Source organism: Algoriphagus sp. 10J20-15 (assembly GCF_055809615.1).
This window is the reverse complement of record NZ_JBVVUG010000045.1, coordinates 198050-222391: the sequence shown is the minus strand read 5'-3', so window position 1 is coordinate 222391 and position 24342 is coordinate 198050. Positions and strand designations below refer to the sequence as shown.

The 24342-nt window shown below is 39.7% G+C and carries 20 protein-coding genes; 14 read left to right on the top strand and 6 right to left on the bottom strand.

Annotation, left to right across the window (positions count from 1 at the left end; translation table 11 throughout):
- Positions 1-5: 5 nt before the first annotated feature.
- Complete coding sequence (locus AC0L6R_RS20730) at positions 6-446, top strand: hypothetical protein (protein ID WP_473272941.1); 441 nt, start codon at positions 6-8, stop codon at positions 444-446.
- Between the two features lie 140 nt (positions 447-586).
- On the opposite strand, the gene AC0L6R_RS20725 is transcribed toward AC0L6R_RS20730, so the two are convergent.
- From AC0L6R_RS20725 to AC0L6R_RS20715, 3 genes are all read right to left on the bottom strand, one after another.
- Positions 587-1633 carry an ABC transporter permease gene (locus AC0L6R_RS20725; RefSeq protein ID WP_473272940.1) on the bottom strand — a complete coding sequence of 349 codons (1047 nt, stop codon included), beginning with the start codon at positions 1631-1633 and terminating at the stop codon, positions 587-589.
- On the bottom strand, positions 1611-3005 hold the full coding sequence (locus AC0L6R_RS20720; protein WP_473272939.1) for an ABC transporter permease: 1395 nt from the start codon (positions 3003-3005) through the stop codon (positions 1611-1613). The genes AC0L6R_RS20725 and AC0L6R_RS20720 overlap by 23 nt, the downstream gene beginning before the upstream one ends.
- 374 nt (positions 3006-3379) lie before the next feature.
- Complete coding sequence (locus tag AC0L6R_RS20715; protein ID WP_473272937.1) at positions 3380-5626, bottom strand: Tex family protein; 2247 nt, start codon at positions 5624-5626, stop codon at positions 3380-3382.
- Positions 5627-5894: 268 nt separating this feature from the next.
- Here AC0L6R_RS20715 and AC0L6R_RS20710 point away from each other — a divergent pair, with 268 nt between their 5' ends.
- The 10 genes from AC0L6R_RS20710 to AC0L6R_RS20665 all read left to right on the top strand — a co-directional run bounded on the left by AC0L6R_RS20710 (position 5895) and on the right by AC0L6R_RS20665 (position 16086).
- On the top strand, positions 5895-6476 hold the full coding sequence (locus tag AC0L6R_RS20710) for a TlpA family protein disulfide reductase (protein ID WP_283411417.1): 582 nt from the start codon (positions 5895-5897) through the stop codon (positions 6474-6476).
- 191 nt (positions 6477-6667) lie between these two features.
- Positions 6668-7174 carry a hypothetical protein gene (locus AC0L6R_RS20705; RefSeq protein WP_473272936.1) on the top strand — a complete coding sequence of 169 codons (507 nt, stop codon included), beginning with the start codon at positions 6668-6670 and terminating at the stop codon, positions 7172-7174.
- Positions 7149-8723 (top strand): P-loop NTPase family protein, encoded by a 1575-nt coding sequence (locus tag AC0L6R_RS20700; RefSeq protein WP_473272935.1) that lies wholly within the window; start codon positions 7149-7151, stop codon positions 8721-8723. The genes AC0L6R_RS20705 and AC0L6R_RS20700 overlap by 26 nt, the downstream gene beginning before the upstream one ends.
- Positions 8674-9060, top strand: coding sequence for a hypothetical protein (locus AC0L6R_RS20695; RefSeq protein ID WP_473272934.1), 387 nt, complete (start codon positions 8674-8676; stop codon positions 9058-9060). The genes AC0L6R_RS20700 and AC0L6R_RS20695 overlap by 50 nt, the downstream gene beginning before the upstream one ends.
- A 15-nt stretch (positions 9061-9075) precedes the next feature.
- Entirely contained in the window at positions 9076-9774 is a 699-nt protein-coding gene (locus AC0L6R_RS20690; RefSeq protein WP_473272933.1) for a hypothetical protein, read from the top strand.
- The gene (locus tag AC0L6R_RS20685; RefSeq protein WP_473272932.1) at positions 9774-11051 is read left to right on the top strand and encodes a cation:proton antiporter domain-containing protein; all 1278 of its coding nucleotides are present in this window, start codon (positions 9774-9776) and stop codon (positions 11049-11051) included. Before AC0L6R_RS20690 ends, AC0L6R_RS20685 begins: the two co-directional genes overlap by 1 nt.
- Positions 11052-11159: 108 nt before the next feature.
- Positions 11160-13496 (top strand): glycoside hydrolase family 95 protein, encoded by a 2337-nt coding sequence (locus AC0L6R_RS20680; protein WP_473272931.1) that lies wholly within the window; start codon positions 11160-11162, stop codon positions 13494-13496.
- 96 nt (positions 13497-13592) lie between these two features.
- Complete coding sequence (locus tag AC0L6R_RS20675; protein ID WP_473272930.1) at positions 13593-14726, top strand: hypothetical protein; 1134 nt, start codon at positions 13593-13595, stop codon at positions 14724-14726.
- 117 nt (positions 14727-14843) lie between these two features.
- A complete protein-coding gene (locus tag AC0L6R_RS20670) occupies positions 14844-15437 on the top strand; it encodes a hypothetical protein (protein ID WP_473272928.1) in 594 nt (197 codons plus the stop codon).
- A gap of 82 nt (positions 15438-15519) precedes the next feature.
- The gene (locus AC0L6R_RS20665; protein ID WP_473272927.1) at positions 15520-16086 is read left to right on the top strand and encodes a pentapeptide repeat-containing protein; all 567 of its coding nucleotides are present in this window, start codon (positions 15520-15522) and stop codon (positions 16084-16086) included.
- 72 nt (positions 16087-16158) lie between these two features.
- Here AC0L6R_RS20665 and AC0L6R_RS20660 read toward each other — a convergent pair whose 3' ends face one another.
- Both AC0L6R_RS20660 and AC0L6R_RS20655 read right to left on the bottom strand, forming a co-directional pair.
- Entirely contained in the window at positions 16159-17586 is a 1428-nt protein-coding gene (locus tag AC0L6R_RS20660; protein WP_473272926.1) for a glycoside hydrolase family 140 protein, read from the bottom strand.
- Between the two features lie 14 nt (positions 17587-17600).
- Positions 17601-19859, bottom strand: a complete 2259-nt coding sequence (locus tag AC0L6R_RS20655) for a helix-turn-helix domain-containing protein (protein WP_473272925.1) — start codon at positions 19857-19859, stop codon at positions 17601-17603.
- A 366-nt stretch (positions 19860-20225) separates the two neighbouring features.
- Between AC0L6R_RS20655 and AC0L6R_RS20650 the strand changes: the two genes are divergently transcribed.
- Positions 20226-20600: a PRC-barrel domain-containing protein gene (locus tag AC0L6R_RS20650; RefSeq protein WP_283411426.1), complete on the top strand. Its 375-nt coding sequence runs from the start codon at positions 20226-20228 to the stop codon at positions 20598-20600.
- A gap of 176 nt (positions 20601-20776) precedes the next feature.
- Here the strand turns inward: AC0L6R_RS20650 and AC0L6R_RS20645 are convergent, their stop codons facing one another.
- Positions 20777-22408 (bottom strand): AsmA family protein, encoded by a 1632-nt coding sequence (locus tag AC0L6R_RS20645; RefSeq protein ID WP_473272924.1) that lies wholly within the window; start codon positions 22406-22408, stop codon positions 20777-20779.
- 274 nt (positions 22409-22682) lie between these two features.
- On the opposite strand from AC0L6R_RS20645, the gene AC0L6R_RS20640 reads away from it, so the two are divergent.
- Positions 22683-23492 carry an endonuclease/exonuclease/phosphatase family protein gene (locus AC0L6R_RS20640; protein ID WP_283411428.1) on the top strand — a complete coding sequence of 270 codons (810 nt, stop codon included), beginning with the start codon at positions 22683-22685 and terminating at the stop codon, positions 23490-23492.
- On the top strand, positions 23489-24334 hold the full coding sequence (locus AC0L6R_RS20635) for a 3-keto-disaccharide hydrolase (RefSeq protein WP_473272923.1): 846 nt from the start codon (positions 23489-23491) through the stop codon (positions 24332-24334). Before AC0L6R_RS20640 ends, AC0L6R_RS20635 begins: the two co-directional genes overlap by 4 nt.
- Positions 24335-24342 lie beyond the last annotated feature (8 nt).

Below are 24342 nucleotides of genomic sequence, written 5' to 3'. Positions count from 1 at the left end.
AAAATATGGATTCGAAAGTTCGAGCCTTTCCCGCAGAAGGAATAGACGTTCCTATTTATCTCTTGGGCTCAAGTATGAGCAGTGCAGTATTAGCTTCGCAAAAAGGATTACCCTACGCATTTGCAAGCCACTTCGCACCAGGCTACCTAATCAACGCGTCAAAATACTATAGAGAAAACTTCCAGCCCTCTGAGTCCTCTCAGAAGCCCTATTTCATTTCTTGTGTAAATGTAATCGCTGCGGACACTGACGAGGAAGCTCGACCGACCTTGGCCACTTCGTTTTATCAAACTGCTTTGGGAATTATCCGAGGAAAATCATATCCTATGCAAAAAGCCTGTGAAAAGTATGGAAGGAGTCTGGTCAGAACCAGAAGCTGCTGCAATTCAGAATATGATGGCTTGTACTTTTATTGGAACAAAAGAATCCCTCAAACCACAATTTGAAAGCTTCTTCAAACAAGTGGAAGTCAATGAGCTGATGGTGTCTACCAACATCTACGAGCCTGCAAAAAGGTTAAGATCATTGGAAATCACTGCAGAAGTTTTAGGATAAAATAAAAGGGGATCGAATCCCCTTTTATTTTTTATTCATCTGCTAAACTATCGACTGGATTTCCTAAAGCTGCTTTTACAGATCGGTAACCAACTGTAGTGGCAGTGATCAAAAGTGAAACTGCAATGACCAACACATAGAGGCCTAAAGGAACAGATGTCTGATAGGCGAAATTTTGCAGCCATTGATTTGTGAAGTAATAGCCAAGGGGAACTGCTATCGCAAATGCTATGAATACAAGTAAAATGAATTCCTTCGAAAGCAAGAAAGTTATTTGCGGAATAGAAGCACCAAGCACTTTTCTGATTCCTATTTCCTTTAGCTTCTGACCCACCATAAATGAGATCAAACCATATAATCCAATAGAGGAAATTATGATTGAAAGTACTGCAAAGACTTTATAAACCAGCGCCAATTGATTTTCCCTCTGGTAGAAATTCGCAATAGTTTCATCTAGAAATTTCCCCGAATAGATCGCGTCTGGATAGATAGCCTTGAACTCATTTTCAATACTCGTGAGCGTTTCCTTACCTGCATCTTTATCTAGTTTCAATCCTACAACTTCATATTGAGATTTTTCTGTGGCAATGATAAAAGGTTTGATTTCCTCTCTCAGGGAGTTTTGTGCAAAGTCCTTAACCACGCCGGTAATCGTCATCCAAGGTCCACCTCCACCGATAGTGATCGTCTTGCCAACTGCATCTTGAGGATTCGTTAAATTGAGCTTCTTAGCCATGGTTTCATTAATTACTGCCTCCTTTAGGGTATCGCTTTCTGAAAAACCATTCCCAGCTAAAAACTGTAAACCAAAATTCTCGAAATAATCAGCATCTCCATACTTCAGGAAAGTCATGAATTGTACATCTTCCCTTTTTCCATCAAACCAAAAATTAGAAGCCCAGTTATTATTAGAGGAAGGAACATCACTTGAAATAGTGACACTTTTGATTTGAGAATTCGACTCCAAACGCTGCTTCAGCACATCCAACCTACCGTCTTTTGACTCCTCTGAAGGTAGGTCAAAGTAGTAAACAGCTTCCTTCGAAAAACCTAAATCAGCATCCTGAATCTCTGTCATTTGCTTGACTGCGATCACCGTCGCAATCATCAGCACCTGCGCAATCACAAATTGCAATACTACTGAAACTTCTTCGTAATGAAACCCCGCCTATTTGAGCCACTTGAATCTTGTTTTTCAATGCCTGAATTGGCTGAAAACCGGAAAGAATCAATGCTGGGTATAGTCCTGAAAGAAAAGTGACACCCAAAATTATTGCCGTAGAAAACAAAAGAAATGTAGGAGTAATCAATTGAATAGACTCAGGCACTTCGGCTACTTTGCTGAGAAAAGGAAGCAAAATCGTCGCTGCCAGCGTAGAAATGACAGCCGAAATAAATACAACCATAAATGTTTCTCCAAAAGATTGTCCAATCACCTGCAACCTACTTCCTCCCATTACTTTCCTGATTCCAACTTCCTTACTTTTCCCTATTGCCTGTGCAGTAGATAGATTAACAAAGTTGATAGAAGCCATGATTAGAATAAAAACACCAATCAATCCAAGCGTATAAATTGTCTCTTTTCTAATCATATCGCCACTGATAGGGTCAAATCGAGTATCGAAGTGAATATCTCCCATCGCTTGTAGGAAAAAAGATTTCTTTGAAGTCCCGCGATCCTTGTAGTTCTTTTCTGCGAAAGCAAGTAATTGTTCGTTTACCTGCTCTGCAGACTCAGACTGTGGAAGCTTCAAATACAGTTGGAAATTACTTCCAAAACTTCCCCACTCATCAAAGTAAATATTAAAAACCTCCTCGTTACTTTGTAGCGTTTGATACGAGGCAAGCATGTTAAACTTGAAATTGCTATTGTCAGGAATATCCGCCACAATACCTCCAACGCTTGCCTCCACGTTCTTGGATAAAAGAATAGACTTTCCAAAAGCATTTTCCCAGGTCCCAAAAAGTTTCTTCGCTTCAGTTTCTGTCAGGACCACTTGCCCAGGCTGATCTAAGGCTTTAAGATCACCCGCTAAAACTTTCACATCGAAAAGCGACGAATAGTTACTAGTAGTGAAGAATGCATCCTCCACCATAAAATTATTCTCTCCATTGCTAGTGACTGCATTGTCAATGGTGACAAATACATAGGAAGTCATTACTGGGACAACATTGTCAACGCCTGATAAGTCATTTTTCAATGCTTCGGGCATAGGTGGAGAAACACCAGGAGTATAACTAATACCATCTTGATAATCATCCTGAGTAACCACACGGTATACCCGATCAGAGTTGGATTGAAAATTATCGTAACTGAGTTCGTAGTTAACGACAGTGAAAAGCAAAAAAGCAGCTGTAATTCCCAGCGTCAATCCAAAGATGTTGATCAAGGTCACACGCTTACCTTTTACAAGGTTACGCCAAGCGATTTTAGAGTAAATTTTCCACATAGTTTAAATGTTATAAATTCTGAAAAAGCAGGAGAATCAACTATCCGCCGACGTGAGTGTCCCCACTCACGTCATATAAGAATAGTAAGAATCCCTTGAGCGAAGATTAAACCAGAAAAAAAGTAGCTCAAAAAGCTCTAAACAATGATTTTGAAATATCACGCCCAAATATCCCGAACAATTTTGTTCGCTTTCGGGCGAAGATGAATTTTTTCAAATCAGTAAAAAGTGCCGAATTGAATCGACAATCATCTCCTGATTTTGGCTTTTATATTCGACAAAAAACCCAAAGAATTAAGTCTTTGGGTTTTGTTTTAAAAATACTTCTGCGCCTTCTCTGCGCTTCCTCAGTGCGCTTTGCGGTTATAGAAACATCATCCTCCAAACTTCCCTTTCAGGGCAGCCAGTTTATCAGCCATTGATCCTTCTGGTTCTTTTCTCTCTGGTTTAGAAGCTGGTCTTTTCTCCATCTTTTTACCTCGCTCCGCAAATGGATCTGACTTCATACTCAGCGCAACTCGCTTACGAGGTATATCAACTTCCATCACAGTCACCTGCACTTTTTGATTGACAGAAACAATCTCATTTGGGTCTTTCACAAAACGATCAGCCAGATGACTCAAATGAACCAATCCATCCTGATGAACTCCCACGTCTACAAAAGCTCCAAAAGCCGTAATATTTGTCACTACGCCTGGAAGCTTCATTCCTACTTTCAGGTCAGACATGCTATTCACTGATTCCTCAAAAGCAAAAACTTCGAAGGTCTCACGAGGATCTCTTCCCGGCTTTGCAAGTTCCTCCAAAATATCCTGAAGCGTAGGAAGACCAACCGTTTCAGAAACGTAATTCTTTAGGGAAATCCGATTTCTCAAATCCTCCGAACTCATCAAATCTGACACCGAGGCATTCACATCTTTAGCCATTTGCTCCACCAAAGCATAGCGCTCCGGATGAACTGCAGATGAATCCAACGGATGCTTTGCCTTGCTAATTCTTAAGAAACCAGCTGCCTGCTCAAATGCTTTCTCTCCCAATCTTGGCACTTTCTTCAATTGAGCGCGACTTTTGAATGGCCCATTCTCATTTCTGAATTCAACAATATTCTGAGCCAAAGTTGGCCCCAAGCCAGAAACGTAGGTCAAGAGTTGTTTGGAAGCAAGATTCACTTCCACTCCTACTCCGTTTACAGCAGACATCACAGTATCATCCAAGGCATTCTTCAATGCATTCTGATCTACATCATGCTGGTATTGACCTACTCCAATTGACTTCGGATCGATCTTCACCAGTTCAGCTAGCGGATCCATCAATCGCCTACCGATTGAAACTGCTCCTCTGACAGTCAAATCCAGATCTGGAAATTCCTCACGCGCTACATCTGAAGCAGAGTAAATGGATGCTCCTGATTCGTTCACCATCGTTACGATCACCGATTTTGGAAGACCCAGCCCTTTTATAAAAGCTTCTGTCTCACGCCCAGCAGTTCCATTTCCAATAGCAATTGCTTCAATCCCAAATTTCTCCACCAATCCTTTTACGTTCATCGCAGCCTCCTGACTTCTGCGATTGGCTTCATGAGGAAAAATAGCTTCATAGTGCAGGAATTGGCCTTGTGGTCCTAGGCAAACTAACTTGCAACCTGTTCGGAAACCTGGGTCAATTGCCATCACTGACTTTTCGCCCAAAGGTGCTCCTAGAAGCAGCTGGCGAAGATTCTCAGTAAATACTTTGATTGCTTCCTCGTCGGCTTTTTTCTTGGTAAGCAATCGAATTTCAGTTTCCATGCTTGGCTTAAGCAATCTCCTGTAGCAATCTTTGATCGCTAGCTTCACTTGATCCACAGAAGAATTGGAAGCGTCCTCTAAAATCATCTTTTCCATCTGATAGATAGCAGAAGCCTCTTCAGGAACAGAATCCAACATTAAAAACAATTCTTTCTCTCCTCTTCTCATCGCCAAAACGCGGTGAGATGGAGCCGATTTTATGGGCTCAGACCATTCGAAGTAGTCCTTGTATTTTATAGCTTCCTGTTCTTTTCCTGGCAAAACCTTCGAAGAGAAAACTCCCTCTTCCAAAAACAGCTTCCGCATTCTCTCCCTTAATTCAGCCTTTTCATTGATCCACTCTGCCATAATATCGCGGGCACCTTGCAAAGCTTCCTCTGCATTGTTAACCTCCTTAGAGGCATCCACAAACTTCTCTGCTTCAGCATCCAGATCAATAGATTTTTGCTCAAAAATCTGCTCAGCAAGTGGCTCCAAGCCCTTTTCTCTGGCAATGGTTGCCTTTGTTCTACGCTTAGGCTTATAAGGCAAATAGATATCTTCCAGCTTTGACATAGTCTCCGCTGCCTCCACTTTACTTTTCAATTCAGGAGTTAATTTTCCTTGCTCCTCGATTGACTTGAGCACAGCCTCTTTTCGCTTTGCCAGCTCTCTCAACTGTAATACCCGGTCACGAATAGCAGCTACTTGCACTTCATCCAGTTCACCAGTTGCTTCTTTTCTATATCGGGAAATAAATGGAACCGTTCCGCCCTCGTCCAGTAACTGCACCGTGGCATTTACTTGATGTGGTTTGATTTGTAGTTCTGTGGCTATTTGTACTTCGTAATTCATAATGGATGGAATCAAATCTAGCTTCGAAGGTAAGGCATTAGAATGGGTCGGAATGAATCAAAAAGTCAAAATCTGTGAGGATAGTTACTAAGGGATTGATTTTAAGATTGTAAAATTGGAAGATTTTAAAATTGAAAAATTTCGTCAAATCGAGTGGTTCTACCGTAAATCGTATTTCGTACTTCGCAAAATCATTGTTTATTAAAACTTAAAAGAGTTAAATGTGCTTCCTCGTTGGATTTGGTACATTGGACTTTGGACTCAAAAAATGGATTGGAAAAAAGAAATTAAAAGCTGGGGCATCATGCTCAGCGTAGTTGCATTTTTATATTTCACAGGGCTTTTGCCAGTAATTATGGGCGGAATACAATCTGTCATGCTATCTACAGGCTTGATCAAACCAAAACTGGAAATTCCAGACCTCACCGATAAGCAATTCGACTATCGAGGTAAATTCCTCACGTTTGATGGGCAGCAAATTGATTTGGAAAGCTACCGAGGCAAAACCTTGTTCATAAATCTTTGGGCTTCTTGGTGTGGGCCTTGTCGTGCTGAAATGCCCCATATTTCCGAATTATATAAATCAGTACAGGAAGAGCCCGACTTAGAATTTCTCATGATTGGGATTGACAATAACATAGAGAAAAGTCGTGATTTTATAGAAGGTAAAAGCTGGACATTCCCTACAGCACATGCTAGTTTTGGTTTAAATCAAAGCCTGCAAAGCCAATCTATCCCAACTACTTTGGTAGTAAACCCTGAAGGAAAGATCGTTTTCTACCAGGAAGGAATGAGTAATTTTAACACTGACGAGTTTCGGGAATTTTTATTGGGACAGGCCAAGCTTTAAGTAAAAAAGTCTCGTTATTGGGGTAATTAAAAGCAGGAATTTGAGCAAAAACCAGGTACTATTCGTCAGGCTCTTAATAATTACTCTCTTCAATAGTTTGGAATTTACTTTATTGAAAAGAATTAATTTTAGAGTTACGTTGCTCTTGTAAACTCAATTTTGAGTTTATTTGATTCCCATTTTCAGCATTTATGAACGAAACCATCACTTCTCAGCACGAGCCAGAAATAGACAAAAGCAGGCTGATAGATGCTGTATTGGAAGAATTTCAGAAGTTCACAACGGGTGTAGCTGATCAAGTTGGCTCAGAAGAACTCTACACCTATCTATTCAAAAATGGAAGCAGCTTGCTAGCACACTATTGCGAAGCGGGCGAAGCATGGCTAGACTCTGTAGAAAATAATGTCGAAATCACAGATCCTGACCATTACCTAATTCACTTTTCTTATCCAGACAGGATCAAATCAAGTTTATTACTTGTGAGAGATGTGCTCCTTCAGCTCAGCATAGCCCGGCTTCGGCATTCTGAAGGTTTAGTTTCGGAAGCTAAGATTCAAGAGCATTTTGAGGAGTCTCAAGAGCTGCTCACTACTGAATTAGAAAAATACCTACATTATTTCCAGCTTGAACGTAAAGCTATTTTGGGTAAACCTGAAGTCCTCAGGAAGAAAATTGGAATCAGTCAAACATTTCGCTAATCCTTGGAAAACATTCCATTCCCAATTTCAGACCATCTCTGGCCAATTTGATGAAATAAATCTTAACGATACCAGGCTAAAGCAAACCATTGACCAATACAGTCTGATTCATGAGTTGATTCTACAAATGAGGACAGACGTTCTCAATAAAAATTCCCTCTTTGAGCAGAAGGCCCTTTCCAGCTTAGAAGACCTTACAAAAATCAGCGAAATTGAGCAACTCAACTCCACGTTAAAGTCTTTTGAGGATCTAATTAATTTAGGTGTTGGAATGGAAATCCGGTCGGAAAGCACCTTAAGAAATCTGGAAGATTCAGTAAATAAACTTACATCGCTTTCCGTGCCTGTAGATTCTGAAGGTGGGTATCTAGTAGTGAAAAAAATAGATTTTAGAAAAACTTCAGAAAAATGGCTTGACTACGAAATCCTTCCCTACCTCACTGATCTTTGGGATCTCCAAGAAGCTACTTTTTCTCCGCTGCTGAATATTGCTACGCAAATCAAAAGCAGTTTGCTTGTAGCGAAAAAAACACAACAGATTGCAAGTTTTGACGCTGAAATCAGCTCGTTAAATTCGATCACAGAACAACAAAAAAATGCTATCAAACAGAGTAAAGACCTTATCAAGCATATTGAAGATGTTCTTTCTCAAAGCTACAAAGTAACTGAGCTCTATACTTCAGAAGAATACCTTAAAGTCCCTTTTCAAACTAATTTCTCCAGACTGAAATCAAGTAAACAAGGGAGCTTCCATTCTTATTGGCAGAAAATGGCTCATGTCTTCAAAAATCTAGGTAAGCAGGTGAAAGATGCTAAGGAGAAATCACCACATCAACGATTGGATATTGCCCTACAGATTCTTGAGACAAGAAATGAAAAGGAAACACCAGACCATTATCATTCTTTATTTCTAAACAAAAACTTTATCGGAGACCTATTTTTGGTTAGGCGAAGCGAGCAGGAAAAAGAAATTGAAAAAATTATAGGCTATTGGAAAAAAGGCCAAAATAGGTCATTAGCAGTTTTAGGAGATCCTCTCTGCGGCAAATCAGCCATTTTGGAGTATATCACGCATCAATTCAAATCAAATGAAGTACATCATCTCACTCCAGGATCGGAAATCAGCATAGAAGGCAGAAAACTAAAGGTGGGAAAAAATTTGGAAGAGGTATTGAACTTTGTTAAAAGATCAGTTAGCAATTCCAAACCACTTATAGTACTGGATGATTTGCATCTTTGGCGAGATTCAAGCTCTTCTCTACTCACAAATGCTGAAGCTCTAATTGATTTCATCAGCTCTATTTCTTCCAAAATATTCGTGATAGTAGGGATGACAAATGCACTTCGGGTTCATTTAGATACCAGAATGAAATTCTCTCAAGGGTTTACTAATTTGTTGGATGTAAACACCTCCACCTCCGACGAAATTTATAAGGCAGTAATGCTGCGTCATGGTGCTTCTCATCGATCGATCTTTGAAAAGGATGGAGTTAAAATGAATGAAATCCAGCTTCAAAAGAAAATCGCCGTGGCTTACCAAAAAATTTGATTTTAATATTGGTGCTGTATTGCAAGCGTGGATCTTTTGTACAGATGTTCAGGAAGATGGGTCAATTCGCTTTTCAGAAAAAGAGACACATCTCAATGATTTCTTAGCTATTGCTGAGCTTCTCATATTAAAAAATTGTTTGCTTTTTGGATATTCCAGTGATTTGGAACTCAAAAACTTGTTTACCGACAGATACGAAAATGAGTACAAGCCTGCCGTAAGAAAACTGCTGAATATTGGCGTTTTGGACCGGGATGCCAATGGGTACCTAATCGTAAAAAACACAGTGAGACAAGACCTTTATTCTATTTTGAAATACAGAGAATTACTCGCCTAATCAACCAATTTTACTATGAATCATTGGAATGATCTCCTTGTCTTAATTCTCATCGTATCAGCGATTTACCTAGCACTATCGCTATGTTTTTTCGGTCTTACCCGCTATGTCCGAAAAAGGAGGATAAGTGAAAAATATTTAATTCTGATTAATAAATTTCGACTCTTTTATAAGCCAACGGCTTGGCTAGTAGTTATAGGTGGTTTTATAGCTTTAGACCCGGTTACACATGGTTTTATCATTTTGTTAGTCTTAGGTGTTGGCTACAAGCATCTTGGGAATTATATCAGCGGACTTTTCCTCAGATCTAGTCCCCTGCTCGCTATTCATACGCTGGTGAAAGCTGGGAAAATCCGTGGCAGAGTGAATAAAATCGGAAGCTTAGGAATGGTACTTGGAACCGATCAGGGTGAGCAATGGGTCTGGTTTAATTCCTTCGATCGAGCGGGTTTCACCTTGATTTCCAACCAAACAAATGAGCAACAACGCTCTCTTTATCTTAAATCCGAACATTCGAAGGAAAAGTTAGAGAACTTGATTTTCGATCATCCGATTTTAGCGCTGGGGAAGCCCTCCAATCTAAAATCGCTTAGTGCTGAGAACACGTACTTGCTCCACTATACTTTGGTGAAAGGTGCACAGCAAGAAGATCTCACCAACTACCTGAATGATCACGATATCCAAACTAATTCCACTGAAAAATTTAACTCCTAATGGAACTTATATCCTCTTATAACTTGATCATTGAGTTTTCGGTGATAATTATTTTATCCTTTCTATTCAACGGTCTATCAAAGAAAACGAACATTCCTGCAGTGTTGATGCTGATCGCTCTGGGCCTGATACTTCAATATATCCTCGGATATTTCACCACAGAAACTATCGATTTTTTCCCGATTTTGGAGGTTTTAGGAATCGTTGGCCTTATTATGATCGTATTGGAAGCTGCACTAGAGCTAGAACTCAAGCGTGAAAAGCTCATCCCTATATTAAAATCTCTGGCAATAGCATTGATCGGTCTGATGCTCTCGACCTGGGCAGCAGCAAGTATTCTATATTATTACATTCCTGAGATGACCATGCAGTCCGCATGGCTTTATGCTACCCCACTTTCCATTCTTTCGAGTGCTATTATTATCCCAAGCGTGGCAGGGTTGAAAAGCAAAAAAAGGGAATTCCACATCTATGAAAGTACATTTTCAGACATTCTGGGAATTATGCTTTTCTACTTCCTCACCGGAAAATTAAATCCTGCTGAGGATTCTGGTTTGGTAGGTTTTGGAGGGAATTTCTTGTTGACTGTCGCTATTTCGTTGATAGCTAGCTATGCAATTATTTTGATTTTTCAGAAAATCAAAAGCAATGTGAAGCTTTTCTTGTTGATCGCTGTTTTGTTGCTTCTCTATGCATTAGGCAAAAAAATGCATCTTTCTTCTCTGATTATCATTCTGATTTTCGGGTTGGTGATCGCAAACATGAAGTTATTCTTCAAAGGCAAACTTTCCCGCTTATTGGACTATGCGAAAGCACATCAGATTTACCATGAATTGCACACAATCACTGCGGAAACAGCCTTTGTGGTTCGAACGCTTTTCTTTGTGATTTTTGGGTTAACTATTACCATTACCTCACTTTTTGATCTACAAGTAGCCTTAATCAGCTGTCTCCTGATCGGCTCAATCTATGGAATTCGAATTGTTCTATTACTGATTTTTGAAGGCAAAGACATTATTCCTCAAGTATTCATTGCTCCTAGAGGATTGATCACTGTTTTGCTTTTCTATGGGATTCCTAAGGAAGCTCAAATCGATAGTTTCGAGCCACGAATTTTACTTTTCGTCATCATTGGCACTAGCTTAATCATGACTTTTGCTATGATCTATGAAAAGAAAAGATCGTCGCAAGCAATTGATCAAGCGAATAGCAGAGCTGTGGGATCCGTAAAGTGGAAAGCACCTAGCGTACTCGAAAATTCGGACTCCAAATCTTAAAAAACAGTTACTATACCTACAGAAAACTTCCTTCAAGTCAATTTCGAATAGTTATCGTTGGCGACTTCGAAGATTTATCGTAATCTTAATTTTTCGACCCGATAACCTATGAAAAAGTTCTTGTTGAGCACTGTGCTCATCTTTTGCCTGTACAATTTCAATTTTGCCCAAACTTCCACGATTCTTTGGTACGATCAACCAGCTGTAGAATGGGAAGAGGGACTGCCAGTTGGAAATGGCAGACTTGGAGCAATAGTTATGGGTTTACCTGAACAAGAACACCTTCAACTTAACGAGGATTCTCTCTGGCCAGGAGGATATGAAGATTGGGGATTGGCAGAAGGAAAACGGGCTGATTTAGATCAAATTAGAGCCTACCTACTTGCAGGCGAAAACAAAAAAGCAGACTCATTATTGGTATTGAAGTTTTCCAGAAAAGGAGTGACTCGTTCTCATCAAACAATGGGAGATTTATGGTTTGACTTTGGCTATGTGGAAGCTGAAAACTACCGTCGAAGCTTAAATCTAGAAACTGCTACTGTACTCACTCAATTTATAAGTGAGGGCTTTGAATTCAGCCAGGAAGTTATTGCCTCTGCGCCGGACGATGCGCTAGTCATTAGATTCAAAACCAATCATCCTGAAGGTTTCAACGGTAAAATCACCATGAGTCGCCCAGAAGATAAGGGCTTTGCGACAGCCAAAACAGTAGCCCTAAATGAAAGGGAACTTGAGCTATCTGGAATGGTCACTCAGCGCGGAGGACAGCTTGATTCCAAACCAGTAGAGATTTTGAATGGAGTGAAATTCCGCACCCTACTTTTCGCTCAACATCAATCGGGGGAGATAAGCACAACCGACTCCACAATGGTAATATCTGGAGCCAAAGAATTTATGCTGAAATTGGTTTCTGAGACGTCATTTTATCACGAAGATTATGGAGCAGAAGCGGATCGCCAATTAGAAAAAATCCAGTTAAAAAGCTGGGGAGAAATTCTTCGCTCCCATGAGGCTGAATATGCCTCCTGGTTTGACCGCATGAGCCTGCAGCTTGGAAATGAAGAGCCGGATAAAATCGCCACAGATCAAAGAATTGAGCGAGTCAAAAATGGAGAGTTGGACTTACATCTTGAAAAATTGCTTTTCGACTATGGTAGGTACCTCCTAATTTCTTCCAGTAGACCCGGAACTAATCCGGCAAACTTGCAAGGACTCTGGAACAAGCATATCGCTGCACCTTGGAATGCAGATTACCATGTGAATATCAATTTGCAAATGAATTATTGGCCAGCCGATGTCACAAATCTGAGTGCACTAAACCAACCACTTTTTGATTTTATTGACGGTGTAATAGAAAATGGAAAGAATGCAGCCCGGGAAAACTTCGAGATGGCAGGATCGATGGTTCCTCATACGACAGATCTATGGCAAGTTGCCTTTTTACGTGCTGCTACAGCTTATTGGGGAAGTTGGATCGGTGCTGGAGGTTGGATCGGAAGACATTATTGGGATCATTATTTATTTACTCAAGACAAGCAATTTCTCGAAGAGCGGGCATTTCCAGCATTAGAGACAATCTCAGCTTTCTATTCAGACTGGCTGGTAACCTATCCTTCAGATGGTACTTTGGTTTCCTCTCCTTCCACATCTCCAGAGAACCAGTTTGTCAATGCAAGAGGAGAAGTAGTGGCTTCCACCATGGGAGCAGCCATGGATCAGCAGATCATCGCAGATGTTTTCAACAACTATTTGAAGGCATCAGAGCTTTTGGGAAAGGTGACCCCACTTCGTGAAAAGGTGAAAAATCAACTGGCAAATCTTCGGCCTGGCGTTCAAATAGCGGAGGACGGAAGAATTTTGGAATGGGATCAGCCTTATGAAGAAAATGAAAAAGGGCACAGACATATGTCACATTTGTATGCTTTCCACCCTGGAGATGCCATCACATCAAGTGAAACTCCCGAAGCTTTTGCCGCTGTTCGTAAAACACTAGAATATAGATTAGCTAATGGTGGAGCTGGAACAGGTTGGTCACGCGCTTGGTTGATTAATTTTTCTGCAAGATTATTAGACGGAGAAATGGCTCATGAGCATATTCAAAAGCTGCTCTCACAATCACTCTACCCTAATTTATTTGATGGTCACCCACCATTTCAGATCGACGGGAATTTCGGTTATACTGCCGGAGTCGCTGAGATGCTTGTGCAGTCCCATGAGACAGGCCTCATCCGCTTGCTACCGGCACTCCCTAAAGCTTGGGAGAATGGCAGTGTGAATGGACTAAAAACCAGAGGCGATTATACAATAGATATGACTTGGGAGGCTGGAGAACTAAAAACCTGTAGAATTCATGCCGGGAAGAGCGGTAGAATTTTGGTGTTTTATGACGGATCAGAAATGGATATAGATCTTGAAAGAGGACAAAGCTTCGAAGTGGAATTGTGAACCCTGTTTTGATGTACTATTAAGGTTAATTGAAAAAACTCATCTCTTCTGCACTATTAGAAGTCTTTTTCATGTAGCAATCGCTAAATTCAAACAATGATCAGAAGATTTATCACTTTAATAATATTAACAATATTCATATGGCTTATTTGGTCATTTTATGGGAGAAACACTCCTTTGGAGGAAACCAAAAGCCAAATATCTATTGTCCAGGAGATTAACCCTTGTGACTCACTATCTAGGAATATTCTGGGCATTCAGCCTTACATGGAGGTGCCAGACTATTATAATCAAGCAAATTTCAAAGAGAAAATTCATGGCTATTTGGATGCTGCCATGAGAAAGAACTTCATTCAAACAAACACAATTGTTATTTATCCGGAAAATATAGGCACGTGGCTGTTTTTGATTGATGAAAAGCGTAATCTAAATAAGAAAAAAACACTAAATGAAGCACTGAGAACTCTAGCACTCAGTAATGCTTTTGATTTTTTTTTAGGTTACATCAAAACTGGGGATGAGACAAATAAAGAGTTCTCATCTATAATTAGAATGAAAGCCAAATCAATGCTGAAAGTATATAATGAGACCTTTGGAGAGCTGGCTTTGGAGGCCAATACCTATATAGTTGGAGGCTCCATACTTTTACCTGATCCAAGAGTGGTAGATGGTCAGATTTATTTAAATCTTTTAGGTCCACTTTATAATACTTCCTTTCTATATGGGCCAGATGGGAAAGTTATTGGGGAACCTATCCGCAAGTCATACCTCAATAATTCAGAAGAAAGCTATACAACTCCCGGAAATCCACAAAATCTTCAAATCTTTGATTTACCATTCGGTAAAATATGCATAATACCATTCAATGACACCTGGCATGCTCAGTCTTATGAAAATGTAATTATTGATTCTGCCGAAATTATTTTGAGCACTTCATTTCTAAGAGATAATCAAACCGAGTATTCAACATGGATAGGCTATGATGGAAAAATAGACCCAGAAAACCTGGACCTCAATGATATAGGTAATCTTTCAAACTTAGAAGCTTGGCGGAAATACAGCTTTCCAAAAGGCATTAGAAACACAAATATTAAGGTAGGACTTAATGTGTTTTTCAGAGGAGATATTTGGGATTTACATCCTTCGGGTCAGCCTCTTGCCGTGCTGAATGATCACATTCTTCCTGTCACTCCTGCTGGAAAAGGTGGGGTTTGGTCATTGAATTTCTAGAATGGATAGTTTCTGGCTACAAGTTTTGGATGTTGAAATCGTATTTAATAGTTTGACAATCAAGTTGTCAACTTTCCTAATAAAGCTTACATTACCTTATCACTAAATCCTGTTATCATGAAAACATTTCTAAGTGCGACAGCGGTTTGCCTAGCGATTACCCCAACTTTCTCGCAGGAAGTTGTAATTCCATCCACTGAAGTTCAAATCAAAACAGCAGTAATGGCTGCTCCAGAAGAAAAACAAGCAGATGCAACCGTATTTGGGTACCATGAAAATGGAGAACTTGTAGAATTGAAAAAAGGCACTAATGAAATGATTTGTATCTCAGATGACCCAAGTGCTAAAGGTTTTAGCGTTTCCTGCTATGCTTCAGATTTGGAGCCATTCATGATCAGAGGACGAGAATTGAAAAATGAAGGAAAGTCGTTTCAAGAGATCTTTGACACAAGAGAGGCTGAAGCAAAAAATGGTAAACTCAAAATGCCCAAAGAAGGGGCTACTCTTTATGTGCTAAGTACTGATGCGGAAAAATATAACATGACAACTGGGGAAGTGTCTGATACTTATTTAAGATATGTTGTTTACCTACCTTGGGCAACTGCTGAGACAACTGGTCTTCCACTGAAACCTAGTGCACCAGGTATGCCTTGGATCATGGATCCGGGTACGCACCGGGCGCATATCATGATTACTCCTCCGAGGGATTAAGTGAAGTTCTCAGATTCAAGGGCAATTAATTAAAAGAATGATTTTACTTTTGGTTTATTCTCGATAAATAAATTTCCCTTAAATGCCTCTTTTCGCAGAGCAGACCTTTAAAGGTCTGGACTACACCCAAGTACCACTTTCTCCTTCAGAATATGAACATTGCACCTTTGAACAGTGTAATTTTTCAGGGCTTGATTTGAGAGGTAATAATTTTGAGAACTGTACTTTCAAAAATTGTGACCTAAGCAACACAAAAGTTCCAGACGTATCTTTTCAGCAAGTAAGATTCGAACATTGCAAAATGCTAGGCATTCACTTTCATGCGAGCAATCCATTTCTATTAGAATTTATCTTCAGCGGATGTCAACTTGACTATTGTAGCTTTTACAATCTGAAGATCAAAAAATCAAAATTCATCAATTGTAGGCTTTTGGAAACTGACTTCACACAGGCAGATTTGACTGGATCTGATTTTCAAGGTTCAGACTTAAGCGGAACTACTTTTGACCAAACTATCGCAGAAAAAGTTGATTTCAGGAATGCAAACCACTATTCTATTGATCCGGAAATAAACAGAATCAAAGGTGCACGATTTGATTTGGATGGTTTACCTGGTTTGCTTGGAAGGTATGGGATTAAGATCGGCTAACGTTCTGGATAAAGGCACGGGTATTCACCTTTTATTGGCGCACTTTAGGATGATGATGTAGCATCCTGGTCATTAGTCTTTGATTTGATCCTTATCCTGAATTAATAGAACCCAATCTTCTTCGGGCCCAGAAGTTGGCGGCTGAAGTGAGAGGGAACTAGAAGGTTTCAGTTTTTTAATTGCTGTTTTCTTACCATTTCTCGGGTTATACCAAATTCCTTGAAGCTTATCTCCTGTCATTTCTGTCAAGTCTAACTTCACTTGCCTCGGTTTGGCCAAATAGACTATCACATATGAGCCATCGCTGGCTATAGCTGCTCGAATCTGATCTTCATTTTCTGGGTTTTCGGATAGTATCAAATTCTGATTGGATATAATCTTTGTAAAGTTTATTTCTTCAAAAAACCTCCTGAAATACTTCATTGATTCAGCTCCTGGTCGCTCTAATGCTCCTTTCCAATCAGTAAGCGTAGGAATCACAAAAACCTCCCCTTCCTTATGCATCTGCCAAACAGCATTGTTGCCATAGGTATATCCTGCCACTCCTGCGAGCATATCCCAATAAGCTAGCACCCTAACATCATATCCTGTAAAAAAACCTTCCGGAAAAACCGATTGGTCACGAATATTCCCCTTTTCATCTACCTTATCAGCAAATTCTCCTGACTTAAAAGTCATGTATTTCCAAAACTTCACTGGAATATCTTCATAAGCTGGCTCCCCATCGACCGTTGGTTTCTGAGGCCTTAAAGCAAGATCCTTTCTGGCAAATCGATATACTTCCAAAAACTTTTTCTCATGTCCACTTTGATACATGTTGAAGTCCAGCCAATCGGGATCATCCAATGCATCTGAACTAGAGCTAAATCCCCGGGGATGAAATGTAGTCAAATGGCGGTTTTCGTCACCTTCTTCCAGTCCTTTAGCCATAGCATCCCAAATTTGAGCGACTTCTTCATTAGCTACCATTCGATCACCTCCTAATATCCAAACGAGGTCACTATTTCTATACCGCTCACCCAGAAACCGTCCATAAGTCTTAGCATTTGCCGCATCAAAAATCAATGGACCTGCTCCTGGATTTGCACTAAATATCTTGTCTCCCCAAGTAGGCAAAATCCCCATGGTCAAACCAAGTCTGTTAGCTTCTTCAATAATAAAATCTACATGGGCGAAATAGGCTTCATTGGGTTGGGTAGGATCCAAATTATGAAAAGGCAAATCACCATTTGCATTGGGCGTTTTCACCCCATCTCTTTCTGCCAAAATAACGGCTTGAATTACAGTAAAACCTTGCTTGGCGCGCGTTTGAAGATATAACTTAGCTTCTTCCTGATTGAGTCTATGAAATAACTCCCATGCAGTGTCTCCCAACCAAAAAAATGGTTCTCCTTCAGAATTCTCAAAATACCTACCATTTGGCGTAATCCTCAAATCTTGAGCATTTCCCAGATTTAGGAAGGTAAAAAAGCATATAACTAGTCCTATTATCTTCTTCATATTAGTTGGGAATGTTACGTGTTCTCTACTCCTGCCACTACCATTTTTATAGTATTGTAATCGTATTTTCCTTCAAAATGAATTCTTAGAGCTTGTAGATTTTTGATATTCTCGATTTGCGAACTGATCTCGGAGATCACCTCCATCGGTAAACAGTCTTCTAACTCCACTCTTCCTTCTTGAATTCCTTTTGCCAAATGCCCCTTGATGGTCGATTCGGCTAATCCTCGAGCCACCACGATATCTCCAATGCTCTTACCTTCATTGATCATCGCAAAAGTTATCTCGTAAGTCTCTCCCACTTTCCGCTTCAGATTTTTCTTGCCGGTCTTTTTCCTACCTGTTTTATTACTGGCAAATTTTGGATTATCCGCAGCTGCTTGCTTCGCTGCTTCAGCCAATCGAAGTCGGAGATTGATTTTATCTTGCTCCAAATCACTCATTTTTTCGGGAATACCACCATCCATGATTGAGGAGATCAAACGACTCACCTTGCTGATCTCACCGTACTTTCTCAACAAGCTAACTTCCAATTCTTCCAAGGAATTGGCATAGGTCTTTGTTCTGGAAAATCGCTCCACTTCAGCTCGATGAATAAGTATTTTCTCAAGTGCTGTTTTCAAAAAACCCTTGAAATAGGAAGCTCCCTTGTCCAATCTCTCCATTAATTTCTCTTTGTCATTCTGCTGCAAGAGAAAACGTAATTGATTGCTGAATTTTCCAGCCGTCGCCACTTCATTTCGAATCAATGTGGCGATTTCTCCCACAGCTTTTTGCATCTCAGGATCTTCAAACTCCAATGAGCTATCATTCTTTCGCTGGAAGCTGTTTATTTCTTGAAGCAAACCAGCCAAATCAAAGGTTTCTCCAGACAATAACGAAAGGTATCGCTGCTGATATGCTCCCAAAAGTTCATCCAGTTTCGCGTTCTTTTTGGCAGTCTCCACAAACGACTGTACCTGAGAGTCTGACTGTAAGGCATTATTTTGGATTCTTGTTCGCAAGATTAATCCTTCCAAACTTCTCAGTCTACTAAGAGCGACGTACACCTGTCCAGGTGCAAAGGCATTACCAACATCAATAATCGCCTGATCAAAGGTCAACCCTTGGCTTTTATGAACTGTCACAGCCCAAGCAGTTTTAATTGGATATTGACTAAATGTGCCAATCACTTCCTCCTCCAATTCTTTAGTATCTGGATTGATGACGTATTTCTTATTTTCCCAGATTTCCTTCCGCAATTGGTACAAAATGCGTTTTCCTTCCAGCATCACTTTGATGGAATCTTCTTCCAATTCCTCCACAGTTGCAAGCTTTCCATTGAAGTAATCTTGATTTCCCGATGAATCATTTTTGATAAACATCACCTGGGCTCCTACCCTTAATTCGAGGGATTTGGGAAGGGGATAGATATTTTCAGGAAAATCATTTTCAATTTCTGCTTCATAGAACTTTGACTCACCTTTCAGTGCCATCAACCGATCCCGATTAATCTGGTCAGCTTTATAATTGTGTGTTGTAATTGTAATGCAGTCCTTTACTTCGGCGATTTCTTCCTGCGTCTTATAGTGCTTGTTCAGAAGTGCTATATCTTCAGAAGTCACCATATTCTCCCTGAGGTGATTCAAAACTTGAATAAAGTCCTCGTCTTGCTGTCGGAAAATTTTATCCAACTCTAAATAGACCAAACCTGAGTCTTGCAAAACCCTAGCTTCGAAGAAATGCATACTTGGGTAAAACTTACTGAGCACTTGCCATTCATTATCTCTAACTATCGGCGGTAACTGAAATAGATCCCCAATCATCAATAGCTGAACACCTCCAAAAGGTGTATTAAAATTCCTTTTGACACTCCGAAGTCTATAATCTATAGCGTCCAGCACATCTGCCCGCAACATACTCACCTCATCAATGACCAATAGCTCAATAGATTTTAGCACATTTTTCCGTAGCGCATTTAGCGGATGTTTTCGAACCAGGGTATGTTGAGTAAAACACCCATACTGATCAGAAAAATTGCCCTCGGGCTCATTCACCGGGAGAAAAAAACCAAGTGGAAAAAGGAATTGCGAATGGATGGTAACTCCGCCTGCATTTAGTGCTGCAATTCCTGTAGGAGCTACGATTACGTGGTTTTTATGTGTTTGTAAAGCTAGGTTTTTCAGAAAGGTCGTCTTCCCCGTACCTGCCTTCCCAGTCAAAAAAATCGGTGCTCCGGTATTGTTGACAAATTTCGCAGCCAGCTCAAGTTTGTCAGTACTTTGATTTCCCATTAGACGAAACTACTATTTTTAAAAATGAATCGATTGGAGAATGAAGTCAAAAACTTCATTTAACTAATTTCGATTTTTTATTTGCAATCCGCAAAAAGCTTAAACGCAACTTACAATATAGAAAACAACTTATTTAGTACAGATCAATAATTGTCTTCTAGGTAAGCTCCTAAAACAGAGAAAAGGATTAACTCTCTGAATCTATCCACATATCCGCTGCGCAATTAATTACCCAATTCGCCCGAAGCCAACACATAAAAAATCTTAAAAAAAGAAGGGGAAACGTGCAAAAGGCATCAATTGTCTGATGGCACACCTTTCGTTTCTTATTAATCAACCGCAACCTAACACTAAACCCAACTAATCATGAATACCCAATATCATTTCCCAATTAGTAGTTCAACAGCAGCAAACTGTACCGTCAAAACAATTAGCGATGAAGTAGTAGGAAGTATCAAGGACATCATGCTGGACACCGAAACTGGTGAAATCGCTTATGTAGTCCTTGCGGTAGATACCGGATTTCTAAATCTTGGCAACAAACTCTTAGCTCTTCCTTGGGGGGCATTTGATTTTCACAGTCACCAACGTGGTGTCATTCTGGTAAAGATCAACAAAGAAAAGCTTGAGAATGCTCCAGGTTTTGACAAAGACGACTGGCCTATAGGTCCGCAGCATCAATTCATCAACGACGTTCATACATATTATGGTTTTGACAGAAGAAGAGCGTTAATTGAATAGGCGTGGCGCTCTGAATCTGTTTGGCTCTCCAATCTTGGGGAGCCTTTTTTGGTACCTTAATACCAGAGGGATCAGCATTAAATGAGTTTCATCAATATGGAAAATTTGACCATAACACCTAATCTCCCTCAACAATTGAAAGACTTGGCAATTCCATTGAATTCTGATCACTAATCCTATCTCCTTTTCCCACCATCAGGCGGATCTTGTTCCTTCATCAGGATTTGCATCAGGTCACCTGGTACTATTTCCAGCATTCCTTCTCTTAGAGATTCCCAAATTAGATTGAAAGTACCTCGATACACATTTCGTTCTGTCTGAAAAGTCGCTGTTTTATAATTCTTATTTTCTGGAAGGTTATTGCTTGAGGTAAGAACATTTGCTACGATAGACATCAATTTCTTCTTTTGTGCATTGTCATCTCTTAGCTCAAGTTTGAGATCATCGTACTGGAACTTCATGAAATTAGAAGAGGAGAACCGTGTCGCATCCATTGTGATTTCTAGCTTTTGCATGCTACCTGAAGTAATATTGACAGAAACCAAGTCGCCTAGAATCCCATTAAGTGATGGCAGTGAAAAAGGATCCACACTAGCTTCCAAATGAAAATTCTCTTTGGTACTATCGCTTGTATAAGGAACTTTGACATCCATGCGCATCGGTGCAAAACCGTTCAATACTGCTTCACCATGAATAAGTAGCTCGCCAGACTGTAGAGAATCCAAAGAAACTGCATGGGATATTTTGGCCGAAAGTTGCTCGAAAATTAGGCTCCCAGGTTCAGATTTCCCCTCTGAAATCTGGGAATAGGTGATTTTTGAATTCATCACCTTAATGGTATCTATCTCTAAAGGAAAGGGAATTTGCTCCACCATTCCTTCAAACATAGGTTTTTCTGGTTCAAAAGGCCGCGGCTTATTTTTATTCCTGACATCATGCAAATGCAGGCTATCTATTGTCAGCAATCCAGCCACTACAGCCCAGTTGCCATAGATATTACTTTGTGCATTTATTTGTTCAATCCGTATGTGTTTAACATCTACTTCAATGAAATCCTTTTGAACCTTTGCTTTTTTGGCTACTTCAATATTGGTATCCTTATATTTCAGCTGAAGGTCAAAAAAATCAAATTTTTCCTGTTTAGAATCATAAGCCAAAGAACCTAGGGTGAAAGTTTGATCTTGATTGATGTTTACTAGCAGGTTTTTCATGCTGGTCTTTATACTTTCCAATTTGAATGGAATGGCATAATTCACCCGAACAGAATCTGTCTCAAGATTTACCGCATCTATTTCAAAACCTTCAAAACTCCCAAACTTCCTGACGGAATCAGACTTGGTATAAAACTCCCCTGACCCATCTGTAAGCACTACATTGTGGATAATACCTCGTGACACCAAATCACCAAAAAGGCCTTGAAATTCTTTAGACATATCTGCAGGTTTTGACGCAATAGAATCATTCCTGACAAATATGAAATTTGGTGAATCAAATCGCAGTTCATCTATTTCTGCTACTTTTCCAAAAATAAACCCAAACATATTCACCCCATCTAGACTTAGGGATTTCATCGTGCCAGTGATAGTAACTGACTTTTCCTCTTCCACTGGTAAAATCGAAATGCCATGCAGCCCTATTTTACCTCTAAATAACTGAAAATCAACATCCTCAAAAAGAATAGTATAGGCTCGATCTTCTTTACCATTAATAATTTCAGGTAATTTCTGAACGACCCATTTTTCCAAGATAACAATTGCGACTATGGCTAAGAAAATCAGAATTCCTAAGGCCCAAATAATTTTTTTCAAGGGGAGATTTGTAAACTAGCGTAAGGATAAACCTATCAATGGATAATTTCAAAAAGATACAAATAAATAATAACTAAATCATATTGCATTCTTAGATCAAGGTAGCCACACCAAAGCCTTATCCAACCATATAAATAAAAAGAGAAAACAACGGAATGATTTTAATTCTTTCGAAGCATCAAAAATCATTAACTTCCACTTTGATTCGCTTACTTTTCTTGAAACAAATTAATTTTAGATAGTTAAAAAGTGAGAACGAGCAATTCAATCCAACATGAAAAAAACATCTTTTGTATTAGTAGTTTTTTTACTGGGGCTACACTTCAGTTTATTTGCTCAAGAAAAATATCCAGAATTCAAGGTTCTCACCTATAATATTTACCATGGCGAAAAACCTGATTCTCTAGGCAAGCCCAACCTAGACGATATCGCCAATCTGGTAATTTTACTTCAACCTGAGGTGGTTGCGTTCCAAGAGGTGGACAGTATGACGACTCGTTCCGAAGAAATCTACGGTAAGAAAATTGACTGGATAGCCGAACTTGGAAAGAAGACAGGCTACAGGAGCTACTTCGCAAAAGCAATGGATTTTGCAGAAGGTGCCTATGGCGAAGGTATTTTAATCAAAAAAGCGTTGAATTACACCACCTTACAGCTACCTACACCTGTAGAAGGAGAAGCTAGAGCTGCGGCATGGGCAAAAATTGAATTGAGAGACAGAAAAGAACTTTATTTTGGGGCCACCCACCTATGCCATCAATTCCCAGAGAACCGCCTTGCGCAATTGGATTCTATGATTAGCTATGCAGATTCACTTCCCAATCCAGCATTTTGGGTAGGTGATTTAAATTTTGATCCTGCCTCAGAGGAATATAAAAGTATTCCTGAAAAATGGAGTGATGCCGGAATGGTAGCAAATGACACAACACCAACGTTCAATTCAGAGGAAGGAAAAAGAATTGATTACGTATGGTATGATTCAGAATATTTTGAGCTTGTGAATTACCAGGTAATTGACGCTACATTCTCTGATCATTATCCCGTTTTAGTTACCCTTCGATTAATAAAACCCTATAAAGAATGAAAAAAACAGCCCTCTTTCTGGTCCTGACTTTATCTATTGGATTTTTTTCCTTTCAGCTCTTATCAACAAATACTAAAGATCCTGATTGGCAATCACTTTTCAATGGAAAAGATATGAAGGATTGGATTGTGAAAATCCGTACTCATGAACTGAATGACAATTTCGCAAACACATTTAGAGTAGAAGATGGCTTGATGAAAGTCAGATATGACGGTTATGATCAGTTTGATCAGCAGTATGGTCATATTTTTTACAAAAAGCCATTTTCCAATTACCTGCTTCAAGTAGAGTATAGATTTGTAGGTGAGCAAGCAAATGGTGGTGAAGGATGGGCGACTAGAAATAGTGGTGCAATGCTTCATTGCCAAGACCCTAAGACAATGCTGAAAGATCAAGACTTCCCGATTTCAATAGAAGCACAATTTCTCGGCGGAAATGGAAAGGACAAAAGGAGCACCTGTAATCTATGTACTCCGGGAACTAACGTAGTTATGGATGACAAACTTATAACTTCACATTGTGTAAATTCTACGTCTGAAACTTATCATGGAGATCAGTGGGTCACTGCAAACTTTATTGTACTAGGAAATGGTGACGTACATCATCTGGTAGGAAAAGACACCGTTTTGAGCTATACTAAATCTCAGATGGGCGGAGGTAATGTAAACCCAGTCGATCCAAAAGTAAAAGTAGATGGTCAAATGCTAACTGGAGGGTGGATTTCATTACAAAGTGAAAGTCATCCAATTGATTTTAGAACAGTTCGAATTATTGATCTAGACCCTATCAAAGACGATCAGGCTAAATTAAAGGCTTTGGTCTCTGAAAAACTTAACGATTAAAAGTCAAG